Here is an 8,726-nt window from a genome sequence, read left to right on the forward strand (position 1 = left end):
GGCGGGTCCGATGGCGCGCCTCCCACCGCTCCTCGTGGAGCAGCCGGTCGAGCTCCGGTGCTAGGAGCCGCGAGGCGCCGAGGGCTTGGGCCACCAGCCCGCGGAACTCCGTGTAGGCGGTTCGGCGACACTCGGCGCAAGGCCGGTGGCCGGCGGCGAGGGCCACCGCCTCGTCGAGGAAGAAGAGCGGCGTGTAGTGCCCGGGCTCCCACTGGGCGGCCCGGCGGTCCCAGAACGACAGCCGACAGGTGATCCAGGCCCGCGTCTGGTGGTTGCGCACGACGTCTCGGGTACCTCGCCCCTCGTGCAGTCGTCCGCGGTTGCCCATCCACGCTCCCCGGCCGGGCGCGGCGACGACGTCGCCAAGTGGGCTGACGCGGTTGCGAGCCGGTGTGCGCCGTCCGGTCGCTGGACTCACTCGAGCACCTCCAGCAGGATGTCGACGGGGTCCCCCTCGTCCAGGTCATGGGCTGCCCGCACCTTCTTCTTCATCGGCAGGACGTAGCTGCCGCTCGTCGAGTCCGGGAACACCGACGTGTCCCAGACGGTCGCAGGCCCGGGACCGTCAACGTGGACTCGCACTCGAACCGATCCAAACCCGCGGGGCGGGCGGGGCCGTTCCCTCACGAGCGTGGCCGCCATCTCGGGGAGCGTCACGAAGAACCAGCTTTCCTGCGCCTTCCAGCGCCACAGCTCCGCAGTGAACCTGCACGACTCCATTCCCAGAATCTAGGACGCAGCACCGACAACGGACCGGAGCCGGAACCGGCCACCGGACTAGGATCGGTGCACCGACCACCGCGAATCGGGAGTTGCCATGATCGTCGTCTGGATCCTGCTCGGCCTCGTTGTCATCCTCGGCATCTGGGGCGTCACCGCCTACAACGGCCTCATCGCCCTGCGCAACAAGGTCGAGGAGGGCTGGCGCCAGATCGACGTCGAGCTCAAGCGCCGGCACGACCTCATCCCCAACCTCGTGGAGACGGTCAAGGGCTACGCGACGCACGAGCGCGGCACCCTCGAGGAGGTCATGCGCGCCCGGTCGGCCGCCATGGCGGGCGGCCAGACGCCGGGTCAGGCGGCCGAGTCCGAGGGCATGCTGAGTCAAGCACTCGGTCGGCTCATCGCCGTGAGCGAGGCCTACCCAGACCTCAAGGCGAACCAGAACTTCCAGGCCCTCCAGGCCGAGCTGACGAGCACCGAGGACCGCATCGCGAGCTCACGTCGCTACTACAACGCCCTCGTGCGCGACCTCAACACCAAGGTGGAGTCGGTCCCGACGAACCTCCTGGCGAACCTCGCCGGCATCAAGCGCGCCGAGTACTTCGAGACGTCGGCGGTCGAGGCTCAGGTGCCCAACGTCAACTTCGGCAACCAGGCACCGGGGACCTTCGGCAACGCGCCGACGCCGCCCATCGTCGGCGGCCCCTCGACGCAGCCCGGCTCCGTGACGGGACCCACGACGCAGCCGGGCCAGAGCCAGAGCGCGAGCGGCCTGCCGCAGGCACAGGCGCCCGACCCGACGCTCGATCGGCACACACCAAACGAGTGATGCTGTCTCCGGCGCCAACTGCAGCTCGACGAGAACCTGGCCCAGCGGCATACGGCGTGGTGTTCGCCTGCAGCGATCAGGGGAATCGGTGCCGGGCCGGCGCTCGTTTCACAGGAATGACCGATGACGAGGCGCTGGACGCCTACTCCGCCGTGGTGACCGGCGTGGCCGCGCACCTGACGCCGCGCGTCGCCTCGGTGCGCACGAGGCGCGGTGTTGGCTCGGGGGTCGTGCTCAGCGCCGAGGGCCATCTGGTCACCAACGCTCACGTCGTCGGCGACTCGAGCCGCGGCGAGGTGGCCTTCGGCGACGGGGTGACCGGTCCGTTCGTGGTCGTCGGGCGCGATCCTCTCTCCGATCTCGCGATCATCCGCACGGGGGCCGAGCTCCCGGAGCCGCCGGAGTTCGGGGACGCGGACCGGCTCCGGGTCGGCGCGCTCGTCGTCGCTGTGGGCAACCCGCTCGGCCTCGAGGGGAGCGTCACCGCTGGCGTCGTCAGCGCCCTGGGCCGTTCCATGCCGGCCCGCGGACGCACGGCCACCCGGCTCATCGAGGACGTCATCCAGACCGATGCAGCGCTCAACCCCGGGAACTCCGGCGGAGCACTCGCGGACGCCCGGGGCCGCGTCGTTGGCATCAACACCGCCGTCGCCGGCATCGGCGTCGGCCTTGCGGTGCCGGTGAACGGGACCACCCGGCGGATCCTTCGTGCGCTGCGTGAGGACGGGCGGGTGCGGCGGGCGTACCTCGGCCTCGTCAGCGTGCCAACGCCACTCGACGAGCGGTGGGTCGAGCGGACCGGGCGGCGCCACGCCCTACGCGTCGCGGAGGTCGTCTCCGGCAGCCCAGCAGCGGCGAGCGGGATCCAGCCCGGCGACCTCATCATCGCCGTCGACGGCACTCCGTTGGCAGATGCCCAGTCACTGCAGCGGCTCATGTTCGAGGACGCCATCGGGCGACGCACCGAGATCACCGTGCTCCGCAACGGCGCGATGGTCGACGTCGTGACACAGCCCGCAGAGCTCGTCGACTGACCGTCCTGCACGGCGATCCGCAGGACGTGCGCCCGGAGTCAGCCCTTGACGTAGGAGAGCTTCTCGTAGACCTTGCCGTCGCGTAGCCGCAGGACGTCGACGCCGCGGACGTGACCAGGGGAGCCGTCCTCGTTCGCCCACGAGAACCGCCAGCGCAGGACACCCCGTTCACCGGCGACGAACAGCTCCTCCTCCGTGAAACTGGCTTCCTTGGTGGAGAAGACCTCCTCCCACACCTGACGGACCGCCTCGGCACCTTCGTGGCGGATGCCGTCAGGCGCTGGCCCCGTCGCCTCGAACACGCAGTCGTCCGTCATGTGGGCCATGATCGCTTCGACGTCCCCGCGCCCGAACGCGGCCGAGAACCGAGCCAGACCCGCGTGGTTGGGCCCCCAGTGCGCGTCCCGGCCGAAGGCAGCCAACAGGTCGTGCTGGCGGTCGCCGGTCGTTACGATCCGCGGCCCGATGGCCCCTGCCGACCGGTAGCCATCCTCATGTCCGGCAAACCAGCTGGCGACCTCGGCCACCAGCTTCGGGTCCAGGCGCGTGTCCCCGCCGGTCGCGACGGCAAGGTCCCACGCATGGACGAGGTGGTCGGCGGCCAGCTGGTGGACGTACTCGTCCATCGACTCCTCGCCGTAGGACAGGTGGACCGTTCCGTGCCGGGGCAGCATCTCCGCGACGAGCGCACTGGCCTGGCCGGCGGCGTAGAGGGCACGGCTGACCGGTTCCGACCCGAGCAGGTCCCCGTCGAAGCGGTGCCCAACTCGCTCGATCGTCTCCCCGCGCAGCAGCGGCGCCGTCCACAGGTCCTCGCCAGTCACGTGGTTGACCAGGTCGCGGACTGTCCAATCGCGGCAGGGCGTCGGAGCGGTCCAGTCGCAGCCTGCGGCGTCCGCGACTCGGTCGGCCCAGATCTCGAGCGTCCGGCGGTAGAGGGTGCCAACATCCATCGGTCGCTCCGATCCCGAGAGCCGCCCCTGCTAGTCCAGTGTGAGGCTCCAGCCCAGCGCTCGGGAGGCTTTCCGCGGAAGCCGGCCCAGCGGCATACGGCCGAATGGGACGGAACCCGGCGAAGCGATCAGCGACGATCCTGGCCTTCGTGGTGGGTGGCGTTCTCCGCGATGTCCTCGGCGGCCTCGCCGAGCTCGTGGGCGATGGCGTTCGCCTGACGACGGTGCTTGACGTACTCGAAGACCATGGGCAGCACCGAGACCCCGATGATGAGCAGGATGGCGATCTCGAGCTTGTCCTGCAGGCCGGGGAAGGACTTGCCGAGGAAGTAGCCGAGCAGCGTCAGGCTCGCGGTCCACAGGAGCGCGCCGACCGCGCTCCACTCGAAGAACCGACGTCGCTCCATCCGGCCGACACCGGCGACCACGGTAATGAACGTCCGCACGATCGGCACGAAACGCCCGATGACGAGCGCCTTGTTTCCGTGCTTGTCGAAGAACGCATTCGTCTGGTCGAAGTACTTCTTCTTGATGAACCGGCCCTCTCGGTTGTAGAGGGGCGTGCCGATGGCGCGACCGATCTCGTAGCCGGCGACGTTGCCGAGGAAGGCGGCGACGAAGAGCGCCACGATCGCCACCCCGAGGTTGACGTCCACCTGGCCGGTCGCGATGAACAGGCCCACGGCGAACAGGAGCGAGTCGCCCGGCAGGATCGGGAAGAGCAGGCCGCACTCGATGAAGACGATGGCGAGCGAGATCCAGAAGAAGGCCTCGCCGTACTGCTCGAGCAGGTACGCGGGGTCCATCCAGTTCGGGCCCAGCGTGACGGGCGCGAGTGCGGCGAGGGCATGCATGGGCTCAAGGGTAAGGTCCCGTGACCGCGGCCAGAGAATCGGGCGAGATCCGGCGACCACTACCCTGACGGCGTGACGAAGGGCGCGAGTGAGGTCGGGGGCGAGCACGACGGCGTCGGGGTGGGTCCGTGGGAGGGGGAGTGGCCGCCGGGCGACCGCTGGGACCCGGACCTGCTCAAGCACGGTGACCGACGCAACGTCGTGGACGCCTACCGCTACTGGCGGCAGGAGGCGATCGTCGCTGACTTGGACACGCGACGCCACGACTTCCACGTCGCCGTCGAGAACTGGGGCCACGACTTCAACATCGGATCGGTCATCCGCACGGCCAACGCCATGAACGCAAAGGCCTTCCACATCATCGGCAAGCGTCGGTGGAACCGTCGGGGGGCGATGGTCACCGACCGCTACCAGCACGAGCACCACCATGCCGACGCGGCGTCGTTCGCCGGGTGGGCTCGGGCGCAGGGACTGGCCATCGTCGGGATCGACAACCTGCCGGGATCGGTGACGCTCGAGACCTCCGACCTGCCGCGCCGGTGCGTCCTCGTCTTCGGCCAGGAGGGGCCGGGGCTGTCCCAGCCGATGCGCAGCGAGTGCGAGGTTGTCCTCCACATCGAGCAGTTCGGCTCGACTCGGTCGATCAACGCCGGTGCCGCTGCCGCGATCGCGATGCACGCCTGGGTGCGCCGCCACGTCTTCGGTCAGGTGCCGTAGCGCCTGTCCCAGCGCGTTGGGTGGCTCAGCCGGTGGCCTCGCGACCACGCCACCGCAGGGGCGTCTCGGTGTACTCCTCGAGCACGTGCGCGGTGATCCCGTAGGAGCGGGCGACCTGGAAGACGACCTCGCCGGCGGTGGCCGGCAGGTTGAGGGCCCGCATCACTGCCGCGCTCGCGAGGTCGATGTTGGGGCGCAGGCCCGAGTGGGCGGCGACGGCCTCGGACAGCTCCTCGACTCGCCGACGCAGCCGGGCTGTCCCGCGCCGCCTCCATAGTGCGGTCAGCACGAGCTCGGCTCGAGGGTCGCCCTCTGGGTAGAGGAAGTGGCCGAAGCCGGGCACGCCACTGTGGGCGCGCAGAGCGGCCGCGGCGGCCTCGGGGGCGCGCCGGGGGTCGTCGAGCAGGGCTCTTGCCGCAATGGGAGCCGCGCCGTGCAACGGCCCCGACATCACGGCAAAGCCCGCGCAGAGGCAGTCATGGATCCCCGCCCGCGTTGACGCCGCAACCCGCGCCCCGATCGTCGAGGCTGTGAGGCCATGGTCGAGCAGCGTCGTGAGCAGAACCCGCATCAGCTCGCCGTCGGTCCGGGTGGCCGGTGCCCGGCGCAGGGCGGCCACCAGCAGGCTTGGCACATCCGCCGGACGCCCGACTCCCGCTGCTGCCGGGTCGAAGGCCGCCAGCGTCTGCCGGATCGTGGCGACGACCGCCTGTCGGGTTCGATCCGGGTCGGTGTCGACGGCGAGGGGATCCGCGGCCGCGAGGAGCTGCAGGGCGACGGGAAGGCGCCGCTCGAGTGGGAGAGACGGCAGTATGCCGCTGAGCTGGGTCCCCGGGTCGCGCCGGCTCCCGATCGGGATGGAGGTCGAACCGAGCACGAGCGCGGCGGCGTCGTCGAAGGACAGCCCGTCGACGACGTCGGCGAGTGGCACGCCTCGATAGAGCAGGTCGCCGTCGAGCTGACTGCTGACGGAGGTGGCGACGCTCCGGAAGCGCAGGAGCGGCTGGGCCGCGCCGGAGGCGCGGGTCGTCGAGGCCAGCCCATCGATCTCGGTCCGGTCGAAGAGGCTCTCCTGCTGGCCCGGCCGGCGCTCGCTGTGCAGCAGGCCGCGGCTGACGTAGGCGTAGAGGGTCGCCCGCTTGACGCCGAGTCGTTGCGCGGCCTCGCTCGTCGTGATCCAGCGGCTGGTCTCGTCGTCCATGCCGGCACCTTCCGCGGTGGATTCGATCAACATGTATTCGATCAACATTGACGATGTTGATCAATAACGATCACAGTGGCGTACATGACCGAGAGACGCAACACCATGAACGGCGGCATCTCCGTGCCTCGGGGTCTCGCCGGAGTGGCCGTCACCAACACGGAGATCGGCGATGTGCGGGGCGATGAGGGCTACTACCACTACCGGGGCCAGGACGCCGTCGAGCTCGCCCGCACGAGGTCCTTCGAGGAGGTCTGGCACCTGCTCGCGATCGGCCACCTCCCCGCCTCCCGCGAGGCCGAGTCCTTCCGCGACCGTGTGGCCCCGCTGCGGAGTCTGCCAGCCCCGGTCGTCGACGTCCTGCCCGCGATCTGCGCCGCTACGGAGGACCCCCTCCACGTGCTCCGCACGGCGCTCTCCCTGTGGGGCTCGACCATGGGACTGCGTCCGATGTACGACGCGCCCGAGAGCGAGCGGCTCGACGGCGCACTCGCCGCCGTCGCCGTGACTCCGACGATCCTCGCCGCGGCGCACCGTCTGCAGCGCGGGCTCACCCCGATCGAGCCGGATCCGCAGCTGGGTCTCGCCGAGGACTACCTCCGCATGGTGACCGGCCGGGTTCCGGAGCCTCGCGATGCCCGAGCGGTCGAGACCTACCTCGTCTCGACGATGGACCACGGCTTCAACGCCTCTACCTTCACCGCTCGTGTCGTTGCATCGACCGGCGCCGATCTCGCGGCGTGCGTCGTCGCGGCTCTGGGCGCCTTCTCGGGCCCCAGGCACGGTGGTGCGCCGGGGCGCGCGCTCGAGGCCCTCGACGAGATCGGCTCGGTCGACCACGCCGAGGGCTACGTCCGTGGTCACGTCCTGCGGGATGAGCGCATCATGGGCTTCGGTCACGCGGTCTACCGGACACGCGACCCTCGATCCGAGATGCTCCGCGGCATCGCCCAAGGCTACGACCACCCCCTCGTGGACCTCGCCGTGCAGGTTGAGGAGATCTTCGAGCGCACCCTGGCCGAGCTCAAGCCGGGTCGCGAGCTCCACGCGAACGTCGAGTTCTACGCGGGAGTGGTGATGAAGATGGCCGGGCTCGATCCCGCCATGTTCACCCCCACCTTCTGTGTTGCTCGGATGGTCGGCTGGACCGCGAACATCATGGAACAGGGCCGGGACACAAAGATCATCCGCCCGTCAGCGCGTTATGTCGGACCCATCCCGGCGCCGGCCGCCACGTAGGCAGGAAGCCAGCTCAGCGGCATATGGCGGAAATGACGCGAGCCCGCCCCCCGGCATGGGGAGCGGGCCCAAGGAACTGCGGGAGCGTCAGCTGCCGTAGAGGGCGCGGGCGCCGGCGACGTCGCTGGACGTCATGGACAGGTCGTCGGACGAGCCGTTGCACTGGGGGTAGTGCATGATCGACGCCGAGTCGTAGGGCGTCAGCGGCCGCCAGTTGTTGTCCTCGAAGCATGTGCCGGACTCGGGTCGGGTGTGCTCGTGGCGGAAGCCGAGGGTGTGGCCGAGCTCGTGGCCCATGATGTTGGACGGCGTCCACGAGCCGGCGCTCCAGATGGAGTCGTCGACAAGGACGTTGCGCGACCGCTTCGGCGTGCTGGGGAAGAACGCGCGGGCGATGTACTGCGTTGTCTGGACCGGCTCGACCGAGAAGACGACGTTGTTGTTACGCGTGTTGCAGCTGCCGTCCTGGCTGGGGACGTAGACGTAGTCGATCGCCGAGGAGGCGTTCTCCCAGAGGGCCGTGCCGCCCTGCATCGCCGCGACGATGTCCGCATGGCGGGAGCCGAACTTCGTGCTGACGCAGTAGGTCAGATTGCCCACCTGCGCCTGCGACCACTTGTCGTCGCGGCCCTGGACGGTGTTGACGATGAGCCCGTCGTCGATCGCGTGCTTCGGGGCGGCGAGCATGTCGTCGTAGAACTGGCGCAGCTCACCAGAGCTGTCCATGGCCTCGTCGCCGTTGACGACGAAGACCTGGCCGTCGTGGTAGGTCGAGCCCGCGAACTCCTGAAAGGTCGGAACGGCTCCGGTGTCGTCGGCGAGAGGCACCGCGGCGGCCGAGGTGACCGTGCCGCCGACGGCGAAGGCGGCCGCGACGGCCATGGTCAGGGTGGTGAAAGTCCGAGAGGTGGTGACGCGCATGGTGGACTCCTGGGGTCTGGCGGTCCGCCCGCCGGTCGGGAGCGGCACCGAGAACGCTAGGAGCGCGACATCCTGTACTTTCTCCGGCAATTCCCTAGAAATAGCAAGGATTCTCCACATTTCGGTCAAGAAACCGTAAATGCTGCATTGGAATGCAGACAAAAAGGAATGCCGCGAACGTTGACCGGGGCCTCTCGTGCCGTCGACGATGGAGGCCCGACGACGGGGTCGGCGACGATGTGGAGAGGAACCATC

At 69.6% G+C, this 8,726-nt stretch carries 10 protein-coding genes; 4 read left to right on the plus strand and 6 right to left on the minus strand.

The window, feature by feature from the left end; all coding sequences use genetic code 11:
- Positions 1-418 (minus strand): hypothetical protein (locus VIR15_RS06005; protein WP_331926568.1); only part of this gene is annotated, 418 nt, incomplete at its 3' end.
- Positions 415-720: a DUF1905 domain-containing protein gene (locus tag VIR15_RS06010; RefSeq protein ID WP_331926569.1), complete on the minus strand. Its 306-nt coding sequence runs from the start codon at positions 718-720 to the stop codon at positions 415-417. The genes VIR15_RS06010 and VIR15_RS06005, both read right to left, overlap by 4 nt.
- 97 nt (positions 721-817) lie before the next feature.
- Between VIR15_RS06010 and VIR15_RS06015 the strand changes: the two genes are divergently transcribed.
- Both VIR15_RS06015 and VIR15_RS06020 read left to right on the plus strand, forming a co-directional pair.
- Entirely contained in the window at positions 818-1,552 is a 735-nt protein-coding gene (locus VIR15_RS06015; RefSeq protein WP_331926570.1) for a LemA family protein, read from the plus strand.
- 116 nt (positions 1,553-1,668) lie between these two features.
- Positions 1,669-2,586: a S1C family serine protease gene (locus VIR15_RS06020; protein ID WP_331926571.1), complete on the plus strand. Its 918-nt coding sequence runs from the start codon at positions 1,669-1,671 to the stop codon at positions 2,584-2,586.
- Positions 2,587-2,624: 38 nt separating this feature from the next.
- On the opposite strand, the gene VIR15_RS06025 is transcribed toward VIR15_RS06020, so the two are convergent.
- Both VIR15_RS06025 and VIR15_RS06030 read right to left on the minus strand, forming a co-directional pair.
- The gene (locus VIR15_RS06025; RefSeq protein WP_331926572.1) at positions 2,625-3,539 is read right to left on the minus strand and encodes a TIGR03086 family metal-binding protein; all 915 of its coding nucleotides are present in this window, start codon (positions 3,537-3,539) and stop codon (positions 2,625-2,627) included.
- A gap of 128 nt (positions 3,540-3,667) precedes the next feature.
- Entirely contained in the window at positions 3,668-4,393 is a 726-nt protein-coding gene (locus tag VIR15_RS06030) for a DedA family protein (protein WP_331926573.1), read from the minus strand.
- Between the two features lie 72 nt (positions 4,394-4,465).
- Between VIR15_RS06030 and VIR15_RS06035 the strand changes: the two genes are divergently transcribed.
- Positions 4,466-5,110 carry a TrmH family RNA methyltransferase gene (locus VIR15_RS06035; RefSeq protein ID WP_331926574.1) on the plus strand — a complete coding sequence of 215 codons (645 nt, stop codon included), beginning with the start codon at positions 4,466-4,468 and terminating at the stop codon, positions 5,108-5,110.
- Between the two features lie 25 nt (positions 5,111-5,135).
- On the opposite strand, the gene VIR15_RS06040 is transcribed toward VIR15_RS06035, so the two are convergent.
- Positions 5,136-6,311 carry a citrate/2-methylcitrate synthase gene (locus tag VIR15_RS06040; protein ID WP_331926575.1) on the minus strand — a complete coding sequence of 392 codons (1,176 nt, stop codon included), beginning with the start codon at positions 6,309-6,311 and terminating at the stop codon, positions 5,136-5,138.
- Between the two features lie 84 nt (positions 6,312-6,395).
- Here VIR15_RS06040 and VIR15_RS06045 point away from each other — a divergent pair, with 84 nt between their 5' ends.
- Positions 6,396-7,550 carry a citrate/2-methylcitrate synthase gene (locus VIR15_RS06045; RefSeq protein WP_331926576.1) on the plus strand — a complete coding sequence of 385 codons (1,155 nt, stop codon included), beginning with the start codon at positions 6,396-6,398 and terminating at the stop codon, positions 7,548-7,550.
- 87 nt (positions 7,551-7,637) lie between these two features.
- On the opposite strand, the gene VIR15_RS06050 is transcribed toward VIR15_RS06045, so the two are convergent.
- Positions 7,638-8,471, minus strand: coding sequence for a M57 family metalloprotease (locus VIR15_RS06050; RefSeq protein ID WP_331926578.1), 834 nt, complete (start codon positions 8,469-8,471; stop codon positions 7,638-7,640).
- Positions 8,472-8,726 lie beyond the last annotated feature (255 nt).

It is taken from the genome of Intrasporangium sp. (genome assembly GCF_036566125.1).
Taxonomy (GTDB): Bacteria; Actinomycetota; Actinomycetes; order Actinomycetales; family Dermatophilaceae; genus Intrasporangium.

Coding starts and splice junctions, on each gene's coding strand:
- VIR15_RS06010 (WP_331926569.1), bottom strand. CDS start 720: ATGGAGTCGTGCAGGTTCACTGCGGAGCTGTGGCGCTGGAAGGCGCAG.
- VIR15_RS06015 (WP_331926570.1), top strand. CDS start 818: ATGATCGTCGTCTGGATCCTGCTCGGCCTCGTTGTCATCCTCGGCATC.
- VIR15_RS06020 (WP_331926571.1), top strand. CDS start 1,669: ATGACCGATGACGAGGCGCTGGACGCCTACTCCGCCGTGGTGACCGGC.
- VIR15_RS06025 (WP_331926572.1), bottom strand. CDS start 3,539: ATGGATGTTGGCACCCTCTACCGCCGGACGCTCGAGATCTGGGCCGAC.
- VIR15_RS06030 (WP_331926573.1), bottom strand. CDS start 4,393: ATGCATGCCCTCGCCGCACTCGCGCCCGTCACGCTGGGCCCGAACTGG.
- VIR15_RS06040 (WP_331926575.1), bottom strand. CDS start 6,311: ATGGACGACGAGACCAGCCGCTGGATCACGACGAGCGAGGCCGCGCAA.
- VIR15_RS06045 (WP_331926576.1), top strand. CDS start 6,396: ATGACCGAGAGACGCAACACCATGAACGGCGGCATCTCCGTGCCTCGG.
- VIR15_RS06050 (WP_331926578.1), bottom strand. CDS start 8,471: ATGCGCGTCACCACCTCTCGGACTTTCACCACCCTGACCATGGCCGTC.